The organism is Thermovirga sp. (assembly GCF_017656375.1).
Classification (GTDB): Bacteria; Synergistota; Synergistia; order Synergistales; family Thermovirgaceae; genus Thermovirga.
The window spans coordinates 13692-36116 of sequence record NZ_JACDOB010000010.1 but is presented as its reverse complement, the minus strand read 5'-3'; the positions used below and the strand labels follow the sequence as shown (position 1 = coordinate 36116).

Annotated in this window: 19 protein-coding genes and 1 tRNA gene; 18 read left to right on the top strand and 2 right to left on the bottom strand. The window is 42.4% G+C overall.

The window, feature by feature from the left end:
- Positions 1 to 22 precede the first annotated feature (22 nt).
- The 6 genes from H0Z23_RS04800 to glmS all read left to right on the top strand — a co-directional run bounded on the left by H0Z23_RS04800 (position 23) and on the right by glmS (position 7548).
- Positions 23 to 1096 (top strand): alanine/ornithine racemase family PLP-dependent enzyme, encoded by a 1074-nt coding sequence (locus tag H0Z23_RS04800; protein ID WP_296867835.1) that lies wholly within the window; start codon positions 23 to 25, stop codon positions 1094 to 1096.
- Positions 1097 to 1151: 55 nt separating this feature from the next.
- Positions 1152 to 1997, top strand: a complete 846-nt coding sequence (gene cdaA / locus H0Z23_RS04795) for a diadenylate cyclase CdaA (protein WP_296867834.1) — start codon at positions 1152 to 1154, stop codon at positions 1995 to 1997.
- Entirely contained in the window at positions 1981 to 3183 is a 1203-nt protein-coding gene (locus H0Z23_RS04790; RefSeq protein ID WP_296867833.1) for a CdaR family protein, read from the top strand. Before cdaA ends, H0Z23_RS04790 begins: the two co-directional genes overlap by 17 nt.
- Before the next feature lie 25 nt (positions 3184 to 3208).
- A complete protein-coding gene (gene glmM / locus H0Z23_RS04785) occupies positions 3209 to 4582 on the top strand; it encodes a phosphoglucosamine mutase (protein ID WP_296867832.1) in 1374 nt (457 codons plus the stop codon).
- A gap of 11 nt (positions 4583 to 4593) precedes the next feature.
- Entirely contained in the window at positions 4594 to 5493 is a 900-nt protein-coding gene (gene galU, locus H0Z23_RS04780) for a UTP--glucose-1-phosphate uridylyltransferase GalU (protein ID WP_296867831.1), read from the top strand.
- Between the two features lie 222 nt (positions 5494 to 5715).
- Positions 5716 to 7548: a glutamine--fructose-6-phosphate transaminase (isomerizing) gene (gene glmS, locus H0Z23_RS04775; protein WP_296867830.1), complete on the top strand. Its 1833-nt coding sequence runs from the start codon at positions 5716 to 5718 to the stop codon at positions 7546 to 7548.
- A gap of 138 nt (positions 7549 to 7686) precedes the next feature.
- Here glmS and H0Z23_RS04770 read toward each other — a convergent pair whose 3' ends face one another.
- Positions 7687 to 8763: a hypothetical protein gene (locus H0Z23_RS04770; protein ID WP_296867829.1), complete on the bottom strand. Its 1077-nt coding sequence runs from the start codon at positions 8761 to 8763 to the stop codon at positions 7687 to 7689.
- Entirely contained in the window at positions 8756 to 9061 is a 306-nt protein-coding gene (locus H0Z23_RS04765) for a hypothetical protein (RefSeq protein WP_296867828.1), read from the bottom strand. Before H0Z23_RS04765 ends, H0Z23_RS04770 begins: the two co-directional genes overlap by 8 nt.
- Positions 9062 to 9200: 139 nt before the next feature.
- Here H0Z23_RS04765 and H0Z23_RS04760 point away from each other — a divergent pair.
- The 12 genes from H0Z23_RS04760 to ybeY all read left to right on the top strand — a co-directional run bounded on the left by H0Z23_RS04760 (position 9201) and on the right by ybeY (position 22423).
- A tRNA-Gln gene (locus tag H0Z23_RS04760) sits at positions 9201 to 9275 on the top strand.
- Between the two features lie 135 nt (positions 9276 to 9410).
- Positions 9411 to 10805 (top strand): bifunctional UDP-N-acetylglucosamine diphosphorylase/glucosamine-1-phosphate N-acetyltransferase GlmU, encoded by a 1395-nt coding sequence (gene glmU / locus H0Z23_RS04755; protein WP_296867827.1) that lies wholly within the window; start codon positions 9411 to 9413, stop codon positions 10803 to 10805.
- Positions 10806 to 11774 (top strand): ribose-phosphate pyrophosphokinase, encoded by a 969-nt coding sequence (locus H0Z23_RS04750; protein WP_296867826.1) that lies wholly within the window; start codon positions 10806 to 10808, stop codon positions 11772 to 11774.
- Positions 11775 to 11815: 41 nt separating this feature from the next.
- Positions 11816 to 12466 (top strand): 50S ribosomal protein L25, encoded by a 651-nt coding sequence (locus tag H0Z23_RS04745; RefSeq protein ID WP_296867825.1) that lies wholly within the window; start codon positions 11816 to 11818, stop codon positions 12464 to 12466.
- Between the two features lie 13 nt (positions 12467 to 12479).
- Positions 12480 to 13046 (top strand): aminoacyl-tRNA hydrolase, encoded by a 567-nt coding sequence (gene pth, locus H0Z23_RS04740; RefSeq protein ID WP_296867855.1) that lies wholly within the window; start codon positions 12480 to 12482, stop codon positions 13044 to 13046.
- Positions 13047 to 13121: 75 nt separating this feature from the next.
- Positions 13122 to 16232: a DEAD/DEAH box helicase gene (locus H0Z23_RS04735; protein WP_296867824.1), complete on the top strand. Its 3111-nt coding sequence runs from the start codon at positions 13122 to 13124 to the stop codon at positions 16230 to 16232.
- 12 nt (positions 16233 to 16244) lie between these two features.
- Complete coding sequence (gene mazG, locus H0Z23_RS04730; protein WP_296867823.1) at positions 16245 to 17048, top strand: nucleoside triphosphate pyrophosphohydrolase; 804 nt, start codon at positions 16245 to 16247, stop codon at positions 17046 to 17048.
- A gap of 69 nt (positions 17049 to 17117) precedes the next feature.
- A complete protein-coding gene (locus H0Z23_RS04725; RefSeq protein ID WP_296867822.1) occupies positions 17118 to 18611 on the top strand; it encodes a pyruvate carboxylase subunit B in 1494 nt (497 codons plus the stop codon).
- 54 nt (positions 18612 to 18665) lie between these two features.
- On the top strand, positions 18666 to 18902 hold the full coding sequence (locus H0Z23_RS04720; protein ID WP_296867821.1) for a NifU family protein: 237 nt from the start codon (positions 18666 to 18668) through the stop codon (positions 18900 to 18902).
- A 108-nt stretch (positions 18903 to 19010) separates the two neighbouring features.
- The gene (locus H0Z23_RS04715; RefSeq protein WP_296867820.1) at positions 19011 to 19928 is read left to right on the top strand and encodes a PhoH family protein; all 918 of its coding nucleotides are present in this window, start codon (positions 19011 to 19013) and stop codon (positions 19926 to 19928) included.
- On the top strand, positions 19906 to 21939 hold the full coding sequence (locus H0Z23_RS04710) for an HDIG domain-containing metalloprotein (protein ID WP_296867819.1): 2034 nt from the start codon (positions 19906 to 19908) through the stop codon (positions 21937 to 21939). The genes H0Z23_RS04715 and H0Z23_RS04710 overlap by 23 nt, the downstream gene beginning before the upstream one ends.
- The gene (gene ybeY, locus H0Z23_RS04705) at positions 21929 to 22423 is read left to right on the top strand and encodes an rRNA maturation RNase YbeY (RefSeq protein ID WP_296867818.1); all 495 of its coding nucleotides are present in this window, start codon (positions 21929 to 21931) and stop codon (positions 22421 to 22423) included. The genes H0Z23_RS04710 and ybeY overlap by 11 nt, the downstream gene beginning before the upstream one ends.
- Positions 22424 to 22425 lie beyond the last annotated feature (2 nt).

The window sequence follows — 22425 nt, the reverse complement described above, 5'->3', positions numbered from 1 at the left end:
ATAAGGAAGTGGAGGGGCATAAATGTTCAAATTTCCAGAGCTTGTGATCAATATTGAGAAAATCAAGGAAAACGCGAGAAAGGTAGTGCAATTATGCTCAGAAAACAGCATAGAGGTTTGGGGAGTTAGTAAGGGGTTATCTGGTAATCCCAGAGTTGCCAGGGCAATGTTGGAGGGAGGATGTGTAGGCATTGCAGATAGCAGAATGAAAAATATAGTGAGTATGAAAGAAGCTGGCATTGATGGCCCCTTTATGCTTTTACGCATACCTATGGTGAGCGAATTGGATTTAGTTGCCAAGTATGCTGATGTAACGTTGATTTCGATGAAGGAAACCATCTCTCTTTTGGAGAAAGCCTGCAGAAAAGAAGGTAGGCAGTGTGAAGTAATTATCATGGTGGACGTTGGTGATCTAAGGGAAGGAATCTGGCCAGATGAGGCGGAAGATATAGGAAACGTTCTTCGAGGATGTGAATTTGTAAAGTTTGCAGGTGTAGGAAGCAATTTGGGGTGCCTGTCTGGTGTTATACCGACAGCTGAAAATTTGACTATGTTGGTGGAAACAGGAAAGAAGATAGCAAATATGGTAGGAAATCCCCTCAAATATGTTTCTGGGGGAGGGACTTCTTCTTTGAAGCTAGTAGAGGATGGCATTATGCCACCAGAGGTAAATCAGTTGCGGATAGGGGAGGCTATTTTACTGGGTACAGATGTGACTAGAGACAGAGTGATTCCCTATTTACATGACGATGCTATAGAAGTATGTGCGGAAATAGTAGAATGTCGCAGGAAGCCCAGCAGTCCAATAGGAGAGGTCGGCGCAGATGCCTTCGGAAATGTGCCTCATTTTGAGGATCGGGGTATAAGATTTAGAGCCATTGCTGCTATCGGTAGGCAAGATGTAAGATTGGAAGGGTTAACTCCTTTGGAGGAAGGATTGGAGATAATAGGAGCATCCAGCGACCACCTTACCATGGATGCGGAGGATATGAAGAATAAGCTTAAAGTGGGGGATGTGATTCGCTTCAAAGTGGACTATGGAGCCATGTTAGCGGCTTCCACATCTCGTTATGTAAACATTAGGATTGTTTCGTAGGGGGTAGTGTATATAAAAACAGAAAAGAAGGCTGAGGGACAGCATGTTTTTTGATATGGTTCATTGGCGAGATTTTTTGGATATAGCCATAATAGCTTTTATTTTGTATAGGGTGCTTTTGCTCCTCATAGATACCAGGGCAATGCAATTGGTAAAGGGGCTTATAGTACTGGGATCGATAGCAGCTTTGGCAAGATTGGTCCACTTAGAGGCACTGTCTTGGGTATTAGGCAGACTGTTTGGGGTCATAGTCATAGCTATCCCAATCGTATTCCAGCCAGAATTGAGGCGTATGCTCGAGGAACTAGGAAGGGGCAATATTCTTAGGAGAAAGCAAGCTGAGGAGCGAGCGGGCCAGCTTACGGACGAAGTGACTAGGGCATTGGAATATCTCAGAAGCCAAAAGATAGGGGCTATTTTGGTTTTTCAGAGGAATACGGGGCTAAAGGATATTTGGCGATCTGCTGTTAAGCTCAACAGTGAGATATCAGAAGATTTGATTGTTACTATATTTTGGCCGGGAACGCCCTTACATGATGGGGCGGTTATTCTTGATAGGGAGAAGCTTATTGCTGCTGCTTGTTATTTGCCTTTAACTGAAAACAGCAATCTTTCCAGATGGATAGGCACAAGACATAGAGCGGCTTTGGGGATAACAGAAGTATCCGATGCTATGGCATTGGTAGTTTCGGAGGAAAGAGGGGAGATAGCGTTAGCTATAAATGGCCACTTGTCGAGAAAATTAAGGGAGGACCAAATTAGAAGGTTGCTCCTACATTATTTTTCTGCTGTTTCAAGAGGCTCTAGCCCCTGGTGGGAGACATTGAAGAAAGAGCTAAAAACCCTTTGGCCCGTTAGAGAAGGGAACAGGAAGGAAGACAAAGATGCTAAAGGAAATTGATCGTCTGCTTTCGTCTAGAACGTTTCTCAAGGTGATTTCCTTATTGATGGCAATTGCCATTTGGTATTATGTAGCTTCCGATAGAACTTCGGAAGTTATACGTACTTTTTTGTTTCCAATAGAGTATCTTAATGTACCTTCTGAATATGCCATAAATAGCAATGTCCGAAAGGTTGAGGTGCAAGTATCTGCAAGCAGAGAGCTTTTCCTGGGTAAGAGGTGGTCTGAAATAACGTGCCAAGCAGATTTGAGAGGGCTGGGGCCAGGGAGGCACGTGGTGCCAGTAAAGGTCATTTTACCATCCGGATTTAAATTGATAAGTATTTCGCCAGCAAGTATAGAAATAAATATAATCAAAACCCAGAGTAAGGAAGTGCCAATAAAGTTGAAAGTTTCGGGTGGCCTTCCTCCAGGATATACTTTGGAAGAAGTGCGAATAGAGCCTGAGAAAGTTGTGGTCAAAGGACCAGAAAATGACCTGCGAAATATATCTGATGTAAAAGCAGAAGTAACTTTTGAGATGTTGAAGGATAGAAACAGCCTAGTTTTGCCTTTAAAGGTAAGCCAAGAAACATCTGGTGCTGGGTTGATAATAGAGCCATCTAGAGCCAAAGTAAGCTACTTTTTGATAAAAGGCGTTCCTAAAAAAACAGTACCTATAAAAATAAAAGTGGAAGGAAAACTGGATAGAAATTATAAAATGAAAGATATAACTATTGAACCTAAAAATGCAGTTGTTGAAGGGCCCTTGGAAGTGATAGAAGATATAAAAGAAATAATTTTACCAGTGAACGTCAATGGAATTAAAGAAGATGTGACTATTAAAGCATCTATGCCTGAAATCTACAAAGGAGCAAAAGTTTTGGCACCTGATAGGGTGACGGTTAATTTGATGGTGGAGCCCAACCTAGTGAGACGGACCTTTGAACAGGTTTTTATAGTGATTAAGGGGAAAAGCATTTATCCTTCCTGGAGGGTAAAACCAGAGAGTGCATCGGTTACGTTGGAAGGAATATCTTCTGTTTTAGAAGAAGGGGCGCCTGTACCAGTAGAACTTTATGTTGAGGTAACGAACTTGGTATCTACTGAGATTAGAGTCCCTTTGCAATATAAGCTTCTAAAGCCTGGAGTGAAGGTTTTAAAGATAGAGCCTCCCACTGTGAAGGTGTTCGCTAATATGGAGTGAAATAAGTTTCGAAGAGGTGAATATTGTGGATAAAAGACATAGTATAAGGTGCCTTTTTGGTACCGATGGAGTTAGGGATGTTGCTAATCGTGGTTTTATGACCCCTGAAATGGTTTTGAGGTTAGGAAGGGCCTATGTTCTCTATCTCATAGAGAAGAGGGGTAATTCCAAGCCAACGATTGTTGTCGGGAGGGACCCCAGGCATTCGGGCAAAATGTTAGAGTCAGCCCTAATAGCAGGGATGGTGTCAGCAGGAGCAAATGTGATGACTTTAGGGGTTATACCAACCCCCGGAGTGAGTTATATGGTTAGGAAGTTACGAGCTAGCGGAGGGGCTGTTGTTAGTGCCTCTCATAATCCTCCTGAATATAACGGCGTTAAATTCTTAGACGAAGAGGGGAGCAAGCTATTAGATGAGTCAGAGGGGGAGGTTGAGGAATATATAGGTGATAGCCTTAATGATGACTGGAGACCTACCGGTGCATCAATAGGCAAAATCGAGGAAAATTCTGACGGTTGGAAAGAATATGCCGAATGGCTGAAGGGACTTTTCGATAGGTCAGTTTTTGATAAATGGAAGATATTAGTTGATTGTGCCAATGGAGCTGTCGTAGCACCTGCTATGGAGGTTTTCAGTAGCATGGGCTGCGAAGTAGATTTTTTGGGAGTACGCCAAGATGGGTTGAGTATAAATGAACGTTCAGGTGTTATGCATTTGAATAATTTGGCGAAACAGGTTAGTGAGGATAAATACGACTTTGGGATCGCCTTTGATGGAGATGCAGATAGAACGTTGATTGTAGATTCAAAAGGTCGTGTTATAGACGGAGATGTTATGTTGTGGGTTCTTGCAAGATGGCTCAAAAGTTCGAATGACCTTGGAGCTGGAGTGGTGGCAACAGTAATGAGCAATATGGCTCTTGAAGAGCAGTTGCAGAAGGAAGGTATAGCTGTCTTCCGATGTAAGGTTGGAGATCGATACGTTTTAGAGACGATGGACAAATATAATGCTTTTCTGGGGGGGGAGCAGTCAGGACATGTAATTTTAAAGAAGTTTACATCTACAGGAGATGGTCTTCTCTCTTCGCTGGCGTTTGTAACTGCCTGTTGCTATCTTAACGAAGATCTGTCGACTTTGATCGATAGGTTTCATCGTTACCCCCAGTTATTGAAAAATGTGCCCTTAGACAAAAAAGAGAAGGTTATGGGAGATCCAGAATTGTGGAGTGTCATCAGGGAGATTGAGGAAGAAATGAGGGGTGTAGGCAGGATTTTAGTTCGCCCATCGGGGACGGAGCCTTTGATTAGGGTATTAGTGGAGGCTAAGGAAGATTCAATGTTGGAGCTTTCTGCCAAGAAGGTGGTAGATGCTATTATTAGAACTGCTACCAAAGCTTAAGGAGGTTTGTTATGAAAAGGAAAAGCTTGGTGAAAACATGCCTTTTCCCTGTCGCCGGTTTAGGTACCAGGTTCCTTCCAGCAACCAAAGAGATCCCTAAAGAGATGTTGCCCGTATTGGATAGACCAGTTATAGCTTATGGTGTTGAGGAGGCTCGTTTGTCAGGCTGTGAAAAAATAGTTTTTGTCACATCAAGAGGAAAGAACTCTATTTTAGATTATTTCGATCGCAACTTAGAGCTAGAAAAGGAGCTTGAGAAAAGGGGTAAAAAGGACCTGGTAGAGAAAGTAAAAAGTATTTCGAAAGATATAGAGTTTGCCTCGGTGCGTCAGAGCCAGCCTCTTGGGTTAGGGCATGCAGTATTGATGGGGGAGGCTTTTTGCGATGAGCCGTTTTTTGGGGTTATATTGCCTGACGATATAATGATTCCCCCTCAAGGAGGTTGTCCGGTGCTAAGGCAGCTCATAGATGTATGTGAATCCCAAAATGCTTCAGTGATAGCCTTGATGGAGGTTCCACCTTCAGAGACAAGTAGGTATGGAATAGTAGAGATAGGTCAAGTTATAGGTGAAGGACTTTTCTCCATAAAGGGAATGGTAGAGAAACCTTCTCCTGAGGATGCGCCAAGCAATTATGCCATTATGGGGAGATATGTTCTTTCTTCCAAGATATTCAAGTACATAAAAAAGTGTACCCTTGGTGCAGGAGGGGAATATCAGCTCACCGATGCCATTAGATTGCTCCTTGAAGAAGAGCCTGTCTACGGGGTTGTCTTCTCAGGTGAAAGATATGACTGTGGGACAGGTGAAGCTTGGTTAAGAACCAATGTGGCATTGGCGCTTAGGGAGCAATCTTTGCGAACAATAATTTTAGAGGAGGTGAACAAATATAAAGAGGAGATTATGGAGTAGTTATTGAAGATTTGAATACGATAAGGTTGGATAATGTCAAGCGCCTGAGCTGGCTCAAGTCAGCTGACGAGGGCTGGGATTTTCGAAGTTTCGGCGGGTGTCCCAGGGGTTGTAGAGGTCAGCCCAAAAAGTCGTTTTACAAAACCGCGGAGCGATCTGTGGGACAAAGGAAGCGGCAACCTCTCTATTGTAGTTAATCAGGAAGGAGTGTCATAAATATAGATGTGCGGAATTGTTGGATATGTGGGTAAGAAGAATGCCTCAAGTGTCATACTGGATAGTTTGAGGCGTCTTGAATATAGAGGCTATGACTCGGCAGGCATGGCTATTGATGGAGCAGATGGTATAGAAATATACAAAGAAGTAGGTAAGGTAGCGGATTTGGCAAAGCGAGTAGAAGGAAACATCTTTAACGCAAAGAGAGGCATAGGTCATACTAGATGGGCTACTCATGGTGGTGTAACACTACTGAATGCCCATCCTCACAGCGATGGGAACGGGCAGCTTGCTTTGGTGCACAATGGAATTATAGAGAATTACATGGACATAAAAGAACAGCTTTTGCGTGATGGAGTGGTATTTAAATCAGAGACGGACACAGAAGTAATAGTACATTTGCTCTCTAGGTATTATGATGAGACAAAAGATATGGTTAAGTCAATGGTTAAACTTCAAGAAGCTTTAACAGGTTCTTATGCCCTCGCTGTTATTAGAGAAGGGGAGGATAAAAAGATATATTGTGTTCGAAGAGGATCTCCCTTGGTTTTGGGAGTCGGTGATGGAGAGACATTTTGTGCATCTGATATTCCAGCTTTTCTTCCATACACCAGATCGGTGATTTATTTGGAAGAAGGGGAAATAGCAGAGCTCAGGCCCGATGGAGTCATGGTATGGGACAGCCAGGGTGAAGTTGTAGATAAAGAGGCCCATACCGTTGAATGGGATGTAGACATGACTGAAAAAGCTGGTCATTCTCATTATATGCACAAGGAAATCCATGAACAGGGAATGGTCTTGAGAACGACGTTGAAAGGGCGTATAGCTGACGGCAAGGTTGATTTATCTAGTGATTTGGCTTGGACCCCAGAGGATGCTAAAAAATGGAATAGAGTCCATATAGTTGCCTGTGGTACTTCTTATTACGCTGCTCTGGTGGCAGAAAGAGTTTTTGAAAGATGGACAGATATGGAGGTTAGGGTGGACATAGCATCTGAATATAGGTACCGAAGCTTGAGGTGTGACCCCCAGACCCTTGCAATTTTTGTCTCCCAATCTGGGGAGACGGCGGACACTATTGCCGCTCAGCGAAAGGCCAGAGCAGAAGGGGCTCATTGTCTGGCTATAACTAACGTTAGAGGGTCTACGCTGGCAAGAGAGGTCCATAGCGTCTTGCTTTTAAAAGCTGGACCAGAGATAGGTGTGGCTGCTACAAAGACTTTCACAGGGCAGGTAGCTGCTTTGTTCCTTTCGGCTCTTTATTTAGGACGTTTGCGGAGCTCCATCACTGTAGATGAAGAGGAGCGTTTGGTAAACGAATTCTTGCAAATACCTTACAAAGTAGAGAACATACTGGAAAAAGAAAACAAAGTAATAAAGCTTGCGCAGAAATATTATGACCGAAAGGATTTTCTGTTTATAGGAAGGGGTATATCTTTCCCTGTGGCGTTGGAGGGGGCCCTCAAGTTAAAGGAGATTTCTTATATTCATGCGGAGGCCTATGCAGCCGGAGAGATGAAGCATGGTCCTATTGCCCTTTTGGATGCTAAAGTTCCTGTTATGGCAATTGTTCCTAAGGATATGATGTATGAAAAAACACTTTCAAACGTACTGGAGGCTAAGGCCAGGAACGCTCCTGTGTTGGGTATTTGCACAGAGGGAGATGATCACGCATCGAAATACATGGATGACTATTTTGAGGTTCCGTGGACTGATGAGGAGTTTTCTCCATTTTTAACGGTAGTTCCCTTGCAGCTGTTTGCTTTTCATATGGCTAAGATGCTTGGTAGGGAAATTGACCAACCCAGAAACTTGGCAAAGAGCGTAACTGTGGAATAAAGCATAGAGCGGAAAGTTGTATGCATATAGGGTGTTGTAGTAGAGTAAAAGAAAGATAGCTGTAATTATACGTAGAGATTATATAAAAGGCGGTGGGTGAGGCTTTTTACCGCTTACCGCCGCCTTTATCTTGTTTGCTTAGTGTGTTGTCCCTTCGGAGAGGAGTGGGTCAGTAAAAGGGAAATAAATTCGTATGTGAGTGATGCTGGCCAAAGCATAATCTTTTTTCCCCACAGCTTCTGGCATCCAACTCCATTTCCCTCCATTTATTCTTACTAAAACCAGCGGTTTCCTGCCGTAAGTGGACCACAGATCCCATAATTTCTCTCCTCGCGCAGGTCCGGGAACAAAGTAACTGCTAAAAAGCGGTGCACTGCCCACGAATTTTCCCTTATAAGGAGCTACTATCAGCCATTGGGTAAGCTTCCAGGCTGAGTACATTTCCCTTGAAGCGGCATGTTCTAGAGGTAAGATCTGGAAGCCTCCAATTTGCCCTTTAGGAGAAGTACTTATATCTATCACGCCTGGATGATTTGCTCTTATCCTACCTTTGTCCTGAAAAAGAGTTCCTTGAAAGCGCCCGCTTCCTGAGACAGGTTTTATTACCCTACCTAAAATCGAAGGGCCTTCTCTGGTCCACAGGGTGATCTTTCCCCCTGGGCGGTTTTCTATTTCAACGAAATATGGGCTAACTTTAGGTTCTTGACGTATTTCCAAGACCCATGGTTCCTTCGGGATGCCTTTATATTGCTTGTTTAGGTTGGGTTTTACTTTGCTTCCTACAGTAGGGGCCCATGCGCCGAATATGCCATGGCCAGGGGGGATGGTTGTTAAAATATATGAATTTTTGCCTGCTGCCGGAGCAATCGTGCCTTGAGGTAATATGCTTATGGTTCTGCCATGACCATCTTCCAAACTTACGAGAATGTGTAAGGCGTTTACTGCAGAGGCTACTACCGTACCTGGAGTGCCCCATTTGGATGCGGTGAATGAGGGCCATCTGGTTTTTTTAGGTATTTGCACAACTTTGCCTAGAATAACGGGTGGCTCTGTTTCTCTTTGTACCGTGATAGAGCCTCCTGGGAAACATTCTATTCTTATGACAAATCCGTGATTTTTAAAAGCTAAAACTGCATGGGGCGTGAAGGTAAATATAAATATCCAGATGCATATTAAAATCAGGGATTTGGCTTTTTTCGAGAATAGGTTATTCATTTTCTACACCTGCTTCGATTTTATCGGTGCTATTTTTGTTTTGAAATCTCTTATGGCATAAAAAGAAGGCTGTTATTATGGCAGCTGGCAATACAGGAGCAATAGCTAGCCACATTTTTATTTTATAAAGCAAAACAAAAGCGATAGAAAAAAAAGTAAAAAGACTTCCCCAAAAGAGGTTTCTCCATATTGGTGAATTAGATTTTCTAGCGACAGATGATATTATCACCACAGAAAAAAATATTGGCAGGACAACCAAAAAACTGTAGGTATATGATGAGGTCTCTTTAAATATCATCTGCATGGTTTTCTCTCTTTTCCAATACCCCTTAGGCGTTAAAAATGATAGAATGACAGGTGTGACCGATTTATGATAACAAAAAATCTAACATCTTGACAGATAGTGGGTTATCCAATATATAATTGCAAAGCCACTTTGGGGTGTAGCCAAGTTGGCAAGGCAGCGGACTTTGGATCCGCGATCGCTGGTTCGAGTCCAGCCACCCCAGCCAAAGTCTAATAATAAGGGGAAGCCCGGGCTTCCCCTTATTTAATGTTGTTTTTTTGCTAAAAGAATTTATATTTGTATAATGTCAGTGCAAGTTACGTAAAATTGATTTTTTTGCTTTCAATAAGGAGAGGCTGAAATGGTAAAACCTACAGTAGGAGCGGTAGTTTTGGCTGCGGGTAAGGGGACCCGCATGAAAAGTTCCAGGCCCAAGGTTATGATACCTTTGCTGGAAGAGCCCATACTTTATTATCCTTTAAAAGCCCTGTCTGGTGTGCCTTTCTTGCAGGATATAGCGGTGATCGTAGGATGGAAGAAAGAAGAAGTGGAAAGTTACTTGAGGGTTTCTTGGCCTCAGGTAGTTGCTATAACACAAGAACAGCAGTTTGGAACAGGGCATGCAGCTCAAATTGCCTCAAGTTGGTTTTCTAAGTATGACCATGTAGTAATCATGCCTGGGGATGTGCCATTGGTCGAAAGTGAAACATTGAAAAGCCTTATTGAGGAGCATGTAGAGAAATGCAGCGACGGTACGTTTTTGGCTTTTTGCCCTTCAGAGGTGAAAGGGTATGGTAGAGTTATTGTACTTGATGGCAAAGTTAGAATAGTGGAGGAGAAGGATGCCACAGAAGAAGAAAAGAAAGTTAATTTGGCTAACGCGGGAATATATGTGTTTAAGACAGAATCGCTAATTAAGGCTTTAGGGGAAATAAGTAACAATAATGCTCAAGGGGAATACTATTTGACTGATGTAATTGAGCTTCTCTCAATGAAGGGTAAGGCGGTTAGGGTAAAGGTTTTAGAAGACCCTTCAGAGGCAAAAGGAGTAAATAGTCCTTCTCAACTCATAGAAGCATCTGAAACTATGCGCGTAAAAATTATTAGAAAACATCTAGAAAACGGTGTTAGATGTGACGATTTTGCATCTTTGTGGATTGGCCCCCAGGTAATAATAGAACCAGATGTTCGCCTTGCCCCTAGCGTTCAGCTTTGGGGGAAGACTTTTGTCTCTTGTGGAAGTGAGATAGGAAGTTACTCCGTCTTGAGAAATGTGCAGGTTGGACCTAAGGCTGTGGTTAAAGAGCATGTTGTTTTGGAAAATAGTTCAGTAGGTGAGGGTGCGACGGTAGGTCCGTTTGCCTATGTAAGGGAGAGTAGCGTAATTGAAAAGCAGGCCTTTGTAGGTAAATTTGTGGAGATAAAAAAGTCCAAGATAGGGAGAGGAAGCAAAGTTCCCCATCATTCATATGTGGGAGACGCAGAGGTTGGATCTAATACTAATATAGGAGCTGGAACTATAACGTGTAACTACGATGGAAAGAAAAAAAATAAGACTGTAATAGGTGATAATTGTTTTATAGGGAGCGATACCATGCTGGTGGCGCCAGTAACCATAGGGGATGGAGCTTATACTGGTGCAGGATCAGTTATAACTAAGGATGTTCCTCCTGGTAACCTTGCTATAGGCAGGGCGAAGCAGAAGAATATAGAAGGATGGATTAAAAGACGTGAAAAACGAGGGGAGGAGATTTAAATGGTGTCCAAATTGAGAGAAATAAAAGTTTTTACTGGCACAGCGCATCCCCTTTTTGCTGAGAGGGTTTGTGAAAGCCTGGGTAGTAAGCTGGCAGCAGCTAGATTGTTTAGGTTTTCAGATGGAGAAATAGGGGTATCCGTCGAGGAAAGTGTAAGAGGAGCAGATGTGTATGTTATACAACCAACGTGCCATCCTGTTAATGAAAATTTGATGGAGCTTCTGATTATGATTGATGTTTTACGTCGGGCTTCTGCTTACAGGATAAACGTTGTTACTCCCTATTTTGGATATGCAAGGCAGGACAGAAAAACTAAGGCTCGAGAGCCCATAACAGCTAAGCTAGTGGCAAATCTCATTGAAAAAGCAGGCGCGGACAGGCTCATAGCGGCAGATTTGCATGCGGGACAAATACAGGGTTTCTTTGATATCCCAGTAGATCACCTTACAGGTGTGCCCCTTTTGGCCTCATACTTTAAGCAGCAGCTTAAAGAAGAGATAGAAAAAGATAACCTTGTTGTTGTTTCTCCGGATATAGGAGGTGTTGTGAGGGCTAGGCGTTTTGCGGTACATTTGAATGCAGACCTGGCTATTGTAGATAAGAGGAGATCTCATGAAGTAGCTAACTATAGCGAAGTTATGGAGATCATAGGGGATGTTAGTGGGAAAACAGCCATTGTGGTTGACGATATAATTGATACTGCTGGAACGGTAGTGCAGGCAGCCGAAGCCCTCTTGGAGAGAGGGGCTTCTAGGGTTTATGCGTGTGCAACCCATGGTGTACTTTCTGGTCCCGCTGTTGAGAGGATCAAAAAATCGTCCATTGAAATGTTAGTTTTGACTGATACTGTGAATATCCCTGAAGAAAAGCGCCTGAGCAAGGTAAAGGAGCTTTCGATAGCTCCCCTTTTTGCTGAAGCCATAAGCAGAATTCATTCAGACCATTCTGTCAGTATTCTTTTTAGGTAAATGAAGTTTAGAAGTTAGAGTATAAAAAGGAGGAACGAAAGATGACTCTTAATGCAAGAATTCCCATGAAAAGAAGAGAAACAGGAAGTAAAGGGGCTAACAAGAAAATAAGGAAAGAAGGTTATATTCCAGGAATATATTATGGTCCAGAGCTAAAAGAAGCTGTTCCTGTAATGGTTGATGCTAAAGCTATTAGGCCTTTTGCCAACTCTGCACACTGGGAAACAATAAGAATTGAATGCCAATTTGAGGATGGAACAGAAGCAGAGTGTTTGATGAAGGAAATTCAAAGAGAGCCTTTGACAGGGGAGATTCTTCATATTGATTTCCTCAAACTTGTCAAGGGGCATAAAGTTATGGTTAATGTTCCAGTTGATGTGGTAGGTAAGGATGTGTGTGTGGGTGTCAAACAGGGTGGAATTCTTGAGATTTTAATGCACGAAATAGAGATGGAGGTGCTTCCCAAGGAAATTCCTGAATCAATAGTTGTAGATGTATCAAAATTGGGTATAGACGAGGTAATTCACATAAAGGATTTGCCTTTGCCAGAGAGTGCTGTGGTAGAGCAAGACCCCAATACACCTGTAGTTATGATCTCTACTGCAAGGATTGAAGTAGAGGAAACTGAGGTTGAGGAAGAAGAGACGGAAGTAGAAGTCATCAAGAAGGGAAAGAAAGAAGAGGGGGAATAGTTTTTTGCTGCTTGTGGTAGGGTTGGGGAATCCAGGTCCCCGATATGTGTGGACACGGCATAATGTTGGTTGGCTTTTCGTCGATCGGTTGATCGAAGAAACAGAGGCAAAGCTGAGAGTTCATAACAGAAACTACATGCTGTGGGGGCCTGTTGATATTGGTAACAGGAAAGTAGCCATGATGAAACCTACAACCTATATGAATAGAAGCGGCATGGCTTTAAAGGATTTACCGGAAGGTTTTAGTTGTGATGCTGGTGACTTGTTGGTAGTTTATGATGATGTAGCTATACCTTTCGGGAAAATGAGACTTCGTAAAAAGGGCTCAGCTGGTGGACATAATGGTATTATGTCTGTATTGGTCTCTCTTGGGACTTTTGAGGTTCCTCGTCTGAGGATTGGCATAGGAAATGAAAAAGCTCAAGGGGAGTTATCTGAGTTCGTCTTATCTGAATTTACGGAAGAAGAGAAGGAGAAGTTGCCAGCACTTTTCGATAAAGCAATTGAAGTTGTCAGGTACGTCGCAGATGGTGCTTGGGATATTGGAATGCAGGTAGCTAATTCTTTTGTTTTGGAATAAAATTCTTTGTGCGCGGGGGACTGAGAAGCACTGTGATTTCTCTCCCTTGCGCACAGTTTATTTAAAAAGGTGAAAATGAATAGATTTAGGTACATAAAGGATCTAAGTGAATTGTCTTCAGAAAAAAGCAAGGGGAGAGTTCGCCTACACTTAAAAGGTAAAACGAGTGCTTTGGCTTGGATCTCAAGAATGCTATCTCCTCCAGTTTTGTTTGTTTTTCCAGATAAAAGAACCCGGGAGGATTTTGTTCTAGACTGGATGTCTATTGCAGGCAAGAAAAAAATTGAAGTTTTGCCAGAATTACCTTTAACTCCTGAGGGTTTTGAAAACGAGGCGCTAAAGGTAAATAGAGGGCAAATCCTCCTAGACTGGAGCAAAGGGAAAAGCCATTTGGCTTCTACGCCTGCGTCACTTCTAGCTCCTTTTATCCTTCCAGAAAAGGTGTTTCATATAAAAAAGCATAGCCAAGTTAACAGAGAAGAACTTTTGGAGTGGCTTTCAAATGAAGGTTATGAAAGAACAGATATCGTTTGGTTGCCGGGACAATATGTAAGCAGAGGAAGTATAGTAGACGTTTTTAGCCCCACAAGCAAAAATCCTGTTCGCATTGAATTTTTTGATGAAGTAGTAGAAAGTGTGCGCTTTTTCAAGCCTGATGATCAAAGAAGTATTTCCGTTATAGAGGAAGTTTGTTTTTTTAGCTTAAATAGCGGGAAAAGAGCTGATATTGAGGAGATAATCCCCTCAAATACGCAAGTGATACTATACGAACCTGCAGAAATAGAGAAAAACGCTAGTGACTGGAGCTGGCTTGCTGAGGAAGTTTATAAAAATACAAATGCCAACAAATCAACATCATTGAGCTGGGAAAAACTTTTAGGCTGTTTTAGCGAACTAATGACAATAGAGATTGCCAAGAAGATAGAGCTAGCAGAATTTAGGGCAAGGATAGAAGAGCTCCCCCAATTCAAGGGGGATGTTAGAGCTTATAGGGGTTTTGTCAGATATTGGGGGGGAAAAAATTATAATATACACATTTTCCATTCTGTTCAGGATGTTTCTTTATTTGAACATGATCCGAATGTGTGCGTTGCAAAAGGAAAGCTTTCTAGTGGTTTCATAGACCATTCTACTAAGGAAGTTTTTTTAAGTGATCTGGAGCTGTATGGTTTGTCTGCCTCTACTGAAGGTAAGGTTTATCATGCAGGTCCTCCTTTAGAGTGGAACGAGATAGTAATCAAATCTTCGTATGTGGTGCATGAAGATTACGGCATAGCAAAGAATTTAGGCATAGAGACTCTTACTGTGGATGGCATGTCCACAGATTTTGTTGTTTTGGAGTTCGCGGAGAAAAAACGGCTAATGGTTCCACTATTGCAGCTTTATAAGATAGCTCCTTATTATGTTCCCGAGACTATGGAGGTAAAGCTTGATAGGCTTAAAGGGAGAGCCTGGAAGAAGTCTAAGGAGAAGGCGAAAGAAAGAGCCCAGAAAGCTGCAGAGATGTTGGTAGCCATGTATTCCCAGAGAGAGACCGTAAAAGCCACCCCTTGTGGCAAGGACGGAGAGATTCTAAAGAAGCTTGAATCAGATTGTCCTTTTTCATTGACGCCAGATCAAGATAAAGCCTTAAAGGCGATAAAAAAAGACCTTGAATCAGATAGGCCCATGGATCGATTGCTTGTAGGCGATGTGGGTATAGGGAAAACGGAGGTTGCAATCCGATCAGCCGTCAAGATGGTGGAAAATGGAAGACAAGTTTTTGTGTTGGCCCCTACGACGATTCTTTCTCAACAACATTACATGACCTTTAAGATTAGATGTTCAGGTTTACCGGTAAATATAGAACATATTACCAGGTTTTCGCCTCCCTCGGAGGATAGGCGCATCAAGGAAGGCTTAGCTTCTGGGGAGGTCGATATCTTGATAGGAACCCATAAACTGCTTCAAAAAGATATAAAAGCTAAAAATCTAGGGTTAGTGATAATAGACGAAGAACACCGCTTTGGTGTGTTTCACAAGGAGCTGCCTAAGTTTATTGAGCCAAGTGTCCATGTCTTAACAATGACAGCAACTCCCATACCAAGGACTTTGTATCTTGCCCTAGGTGGGCTTAGAGACCTGTCTGTAATAAATACTCAACCATATAGGCGTAAACCGGTTATAACGTACATTGGCTCTTGGAATCCAGTTTTAGTTAAACGGGCAATAATTAGAGAAAAAAACAGAGGAGGGCAGGTCTTTTATGTTCATAACAGAGTTGAGACTATTAGACAAAAAACTTTGTTTCTGTCAGAGCTTCTGCCTGAAATTAGAATAGGGGTTGCTCATGGGCGAATGAAGGAGAGGGAACTAAATTCCGTTATGGAGGAATTTGTGGCAGGTAAAATTGATGTCCTAGTATGTACAACCATTGTGGAAAGTGGATTAGATATCCCTTCTGCCAATACTCTTATCGTAGATAATGCTCAGGAGCTGGGGCTGGCCCAGCTGTATCAACTTAGGGGTAGAATTGGAAGGAGGGAGGAGCAAGCTTTCGCCTTTTTTATGTATCCCAAAGAGGAGGCACTTACTCAAGAGGCCAGAGAAAGATTGGAAGCGATAGCCGATTTAGGGGAGGAGTTGACGGGCTACGAGCTGGCTAAGCGAGATCTTCAAATAAGAGGAGGGGGAGAAATTTTAGGATTTCGCCAGCATGGGCACATAGAGAGAGTAGGTTTTCATCTGTACTGTAAAATGTTGGAAGAAGAGGTTGCTAAGTTGAAAGGCAGGCAAGAGTTTGCTCAAACTCATGTGGATATAAGGTTACCATTATCTTTCCCCTCTTACTTTATGCCCCAATCATCGGTAAGAGTGGCATTTTTCCGCAGATTATTGAGAAGTGAATCTCTAGAGGAGGTTTATGCTTTAGAAAAGGAAGCCAGAGATAGATTCGGGAAGTTGCCGGAAAGTATGATATTTTTGTTCTCAGCGGCCAGGATTAAGCTCATAGGGCCACGTTTAGATATTGTAAGTGTAAGATGCACAAAAGAGGAAACTTTGGTGTGGGGAGAATGTAAGGATATATTGCCAAAGCTATCTCCCACCGAGTGGTTTTATAAATCTGATGGTAGTATAGTAGGACCCGGTGGATACAGGGGCTTACTCCTTTTAGATAGGGCACTTAGAACTTTTTTGAGTATTTAGGGAGGAATTTGAATGTTAGATAAAAAAGATTTAGGAGATAAGGTGGACAATTTATTGGGGGTAATGGAAAGACTTAGAGCTCCAGGTGGATGTCCTTGGGATAGAGAACAAACCATGGAAACTCTTAAACCTTTTATAATAGAAGAAGCTTATGAACTTGTAGAAGCGATAGATAGAGGGGATGTCCAGGATATAGAGGAAGAGTGCGGCGATCTACTTCTGCAGGTAGTGTTTATATCTCAACTTGCCAATGAGAAGAGGATTTTTACCTTTAGCTCGGTTGTGGAGAAGCTAGTAGCAAAGTTGATAAGGAGGCATCCTCATGTATTTAGTAACACTGAGGTGGAAAGTAGTGAGGAAGTGAGGAAAAACTGGGAGAAAATAAAAAAAGAGGAGAGAAAGGAAGGCAGAAAAGACTCTTCTATACTAGCTGGGATTCCCAAAAAATTGCCTGCTTTAATTAGAGCACTGCAAATACAGGAAAGAGCGGCAAAAGTGGGTTTTGATTGGCCTCAAGGGGAGATTGCCCCTCTTTTTGACAAGTTGCAGGAGGAGATAGAAGAGTTGGAGGAAGCGAGAGAAAAAGGAGATGACAGCAAAATAGAAGAGGAGTTGGGAGACTTGCTCTTCATAGTAGTTAATTTGGCTAGGCATCTTAAGAAGGATGCAGAGATATGCCTGCAAAAGGCCAATGATAAATTTACGAGAAGATTCCAATTTATAGAAGAGTCAATAGAAAGAAGTGGTAAAAAATGGACGGAATACTCGTTGGAAGAATTGGAGGCATTGTGGCAAAAATCGAAGGTCGATATTTAATTGTGGAATAAAAATAAACATACGTATAAAATAGCTAGCATTGGAACAGTATGACTTGGAGGTGCCTAAATGGAACCGAGAAAGAAGAGGCCGAACAAGCAGCAAGATAATAGTTTAGTGAAAAATGTGGCGGAAGAGGAGAAAGTGCAGGCTCAGCCTGAGAAGCAAAAGAAAAAAAAGGTGTTTATTACGGAAACAGCCCTAAGAGATGCTCATCAGTCTATAATGGCAACGAGGATGAGGACTAAAGACATGTTACCTGTTGCGGAGCTCATGGATGAGGTAGGTTATCATTCATTAGAGGTGTGGGGTGGGGCAACTTTTGACGCATGCATGCGTTTCTTAGATGAGGATCCGTGGCAACGTCTTAGAGAGCTTAGAAAGAGATTCAAGAAAACCAAACTGCAGATGCTTCTTAGAGGGCAAAATTTGGTGGGATATCGCCATTATGCTGATGATGCCGTGCGAGAGTTTGTAAAGAGGGCAGTAGGTAATGGTTTGGACATTATAAGAGTGTTTGATGCTTTAAATGACTTAAGGAATATGGAGGTTGCGGCGGATCAGATCAAGAAGGAAGGCTGTCATCTACAGATGTGTATCTCCTATACGATATCTCCTGTTCATTCCCTAGATTCTTTCGCTAAGCTTTCGCAAGAGATGAAGAATATGGGGGCTGATTCCATATGTATCAAAGATATGGCAGGCCTCTTGAGCCCTGTGGATGCGGCCAATTTAGTTCGAGCCATAAAAGAAAAGACCTCTTTGCCTGTGCAGGTACATTGCCATTATACCAGCGGGATGGCCTCTATGGCTTATTTTGCGGCTATAGAGGCAGGGGCAGATGTGGTCGATTGTGCCATATCGCCGCTATCCATGGGGACAAGTCAGCCAGCTACAGAAGCAATAGTGGCTGCACTGAAAGGTAGTGAAATGGACACGGGGATAGAACTTACAAAGCTGGTGCCCATTGCTGAGCATTTCAAGAAGGTCAAAGAGGAAAATCGCAGCTTGGTGATGGGGATAGAGGGTGTAGATGTAAATGTGTTGATCTACCAAATTCCTGGAGGAATGTACTCTAACCTTGTGAGCCAGCTAAAGGAACAAAATGCATTAGAAAAATTACATGATGTTCTGGAGGAAGTGCCCAAAGTCAGGAAAGAGATGGGATATCCACCTCTTGTTACTCCTACGAGCCAACTTGTTGGAACTCAGGCGACATTAAACGTGCTTACCGGTAATAGATGGAAGGTAGTGCCAAAAGAAGTTAAAAACTATTTCTTAGGTTTCTATGGGAGGCCTCCAGGGAAGATGGACGAAGAGATAAAGAAAATTGTAATAGGAGAAGATGAGCCTATTAAAGGGCGCCCTGGGGAAATCTTGGAGCCGGAGCTTGAGAAGGCAAGGGAAGTAATGGAACCCTGGATTGTAGAGCCGGAAGATGTTCTTAGTTATGTCCTTTTCCCAGCTGTTGCTAAAGATTTCTTAGTAAGGAAATATGCTAGAGAGACTAAAAGGGATGTTGGCCTCCAAGAGGCTATTGAAAATGTTGCATATCCCGTATGATATAATCCCGCTGTATGATCGTGATTGAGAGAAACTGAAAATGGAGGGAAAAAGATGTCAGTTGAAAAGCAGATATTAAGTACTATTGAGGAAAAAATAAGGCCGGCGCTCCAGAGTCATGGCGGAGATGTTGAGTTTGTTGAATTTGATGAGCAGAATGGGGTTTTGAAGGTAAGGCTGCAGGGGGCTTGTGGGAGTTGCCCCTTTGCGCAGGAAACCCTTAGGGCCCAGGTAGAGGCTGTTTTAAAAAAGGATATCCCAGAGATAAAAAGTGTTGTCAGGGAGATGTAAATAGCATAAAAAGAGGATAAAAATAGCCATAGGCTTTCATTAATTTCAACAGAGAGGTGATAGCTTATAACTTATAGTGCAGTAGTTGTTATTCCCGATGAAGCAACGATGATGCGGTTTTTAGGGCAACATGACGAAAACTTGCGCATAGTGGAAGAACGCTTCCCCGTACAGTTGCTGGTGAAAGACAAAGAGATTGTCATACAGGGACCAGACGAAGATGTGGTGGTTTTGGTATCGAAGCTTGTTAATGAGATGATCAAAATTGTACGGAAAGGACATGCCTTGCGTAGAGCTGAGATGACGTACGCGTTGAATGTGTTTTCGGAGAAAGGTCAAACGGATCTTTTGTCTTTGTATGAAGATGTCATTTGCATGACTTATAGAGGGAAGCCTATAAGGCCTAAAACAGAGGGGCAAAAGCGTTATGTTGATGCGATAAGGAAAAATGACGTTGTCTTTGGGATAGGCCCGGCAGGAACAGGTAAAACGTACTTGGCCGTAGCTTTGGCTGTTGCAGCCCTTAAGGAAGGATCTATAACTCGGATCGTTCTAGTGCGGCCTGCGGTCGAAGCAGGGGAAAGCCTAGGTTATTTGCCAGGTGATTTGAGAGAAAAAGTCGAACCTTATTTGCGGCCTCTATACGATGCTTTTTATGAGATGTTTTCACCGGAGCGCTTTATGAAGTACGTGGAAAAGAAAGTTATAGAAATAGCTCCTCTTGCTTACATGAGAGGAAGGACTTTGAATGATAGTTTTATCATTTTGGATGAAGCTCAGAACACTACACCTGAACAAATGAAAATGTTCTTAACTCGATTAGGTTTTGGTTCAAAAGCAGTTATAACAGGAGATATCACCCAGATAGATTTGCCTACTGGCAAGGAATCAGGGCTTAAGATAGTTCAGAATGTCCTTCAAGGAATATCTGGCATTGATTTCGTGTTTTTGGATCGTAGTGATGTGGTGAGGCACGAAATAGTCCAAAAAATAGTACAGGCTTATGAAAAATATGAACAGCGGTGAAGATGATAGGAAAAGCAGTTTTTTAACGAGGTCGAACCTTAAACTGCTGGCTCTTTTAGCAGTTTGGGTAGTGGTTTTATCCTCAATCTATTCCTGCGGTTGGTGGCTGCGGGGAAAAAGCAACTCCTTTGCAGTAGGTGAACCTGCGCCTCGGACTTTTTATGCCCGATATGGGATGGATTATAAGGATGAAGATATGGCCCTCTGGCTGAAGGAGCAATGGAGCGAGAGGGCCTTTGGCGTGCTCCTTTATGAGCCGGAGAAAGCCAGAGAGGTCGCAGAAAAATTAGAGTATTTAGGAAATGGCTATTATAGCAATATGTTGGATAGCAAGTTAGTATATTTGCTTGATGTACTTCCAGAAGAAAAAAGGAACAATTTGCTTAAAATTATCTCCCTCACCGGCAGAAGATTGTTGAAATCTCATCCCATAAGCATCTCAGAAGAGGATATCTGGTCTGAGCTAGAAGCATCTCATTTAGATAGTTCTGAAAGAAACGTGGCATATCAGGTGTTGTTGGATATTTTCAAGATGGCAATGGAGTTAGATACTAGATCAGTCAAAGCTTACCGGGATTATCTAAAGGAGCAATTTGAACCTGTTGAAAAAAGACTTAAAGTCGGAGATGTGATAGTTTGGAGGGGAGAAATAGTAACGCCGGAAAGAGCGGAAATACTAGTGATGCAAGGATATTTACCTGAAAAATTTCCGTGGAAATATGTTGTTTCTCTTGCATTGATGACTATTTTGTGGGGAATGTGGATTCGCTGGTATTTAAGAAGACGAGGAATGTTGTTTAACTTTAAAAACGAAGTAATGGTTACGACGGCTATGGCCTTAGGGTGGGTACTCCTAGGCGTAACAACATATTTAGGTGGGGTAGGAGTAGGCGTTTTACCTCTTGTTATATGGCTGTATCTTATATTGGAGCCTTCCGTAGCGTTCCATCTTGTTTTGGGAGCAGGGATTTTAGGTGTTTTGGCATCACCTGCTTATTCTTTAATGGATTTGATCCTTGGCTTTGTTACTGTAAGTGCTAGCACGTGCGGCGGGTACTTATTTATACCCAAGGTGAGAACTCGCGATAAACTGTTCGTAGCAATTTGTGCTATTGGTGTTTTAGTAGTCTTAGCAGTATTGATTGCTATGTTCGGTTTTTCCTTACAAATAAATTGGGAAACTGTGGTTATTTTTGTTTTGTGGACGGTGTTGTCATCGGTTATTGGAGTAGTATTCCTGTCTCTATGGGAGGTTTTGTTTGGTGCTATGACGCCGTTAAAGCTTGTAGAGCTTACACACCCATCACATGTGCTTTTGAAGCGCTTGCAACTTGAGGCGCCCGGTACGTATCACCATTCACTCATGGTGGGGACTCTGGCTGAAGTAGCCGCGGAAAGCCTCGAGTTAAACTCCCTACTGGTTAAAGCTGGTGCTTATTTCCATGATGTTGGCAAATTACGGAGGCCCCACTTTTTCGTGGAAAATCAAAGGCCGGGGGAAAACGTACATGATGAGTTAGCTCCTTCCATGTCGGCCTTAGTTATAATCTCTCATGTGAGGGATGGATTGGAGTTGGCAAGGGAATACAAACTGCCTTTAAAAATTAGAGATTTTATTAGAGAGCATCATGGCACCACTTGCCTTCAATATTTTTATAAGAAAGCCAAAATGGCAGGCGATTATGTGTCGGTTTCTCAATTCTGTTATCCAGGTCCTAAGCCAAAAAGCGCTGAAACTGCTATAGTAATGTTGGCAGATTCAGTTGAAGCTGCGGTACGCGCTGTCTGGCAGGAGGCTGGTGTGGCTCCGGATATCGAAGGCATAGTTTGTGACGTTATAGAGACCAAAATAAAGGAATCTCAACTAGATGAAACACCTCTTACCTTAAGGGATATTTCAGTCATAAAAGAGAGTTTTATAAAATCACTTAGACATATGTATCACTCTCGAAAAGTGACCTCCCTTGAACCTGAAGATGGTAAATTAGAGGAGGGGCAGAATGGCAAGTAAGAAACTAGAAATCGATGTGGATAGTGATAGTGTGGTGAGTCTTTGCGCTTTAGATGTGGAAAAGCTTGAAAAATGTCTTGAATACGTGTGGAATTATTTGCCAAGTACTATGGAGAAGATGGAAAGGTGCAGGTTTTCCCTTAGCCTTGTAGATAAAGACTATATAAAGAATGTTAATGGGAAGTATAGGGGATTTGACGATCCCACAGATGTATTGTCCTTCCCGCTGTGGGAAGAAGAAGGGGTTTTTGTGCCTCCAAATCACTTGCCGGTAGTAGAATTAGGAGATGTTTTAGTGTGTCCGGAGGTAGTTAGGGAAAACGCGGGAAACAACGGGAATAGTTATGAAGAAGAATTATTGCTGGTCGTAATACATGGTTTTTTGCACCTTGTAGGGTTGGATCATAGGGAGGAAAAAGAAAAGGAATTTATGTGGTCATTGCAAAATAAACTTATAGATAAATATAAAAAAATAACAAGCTAATT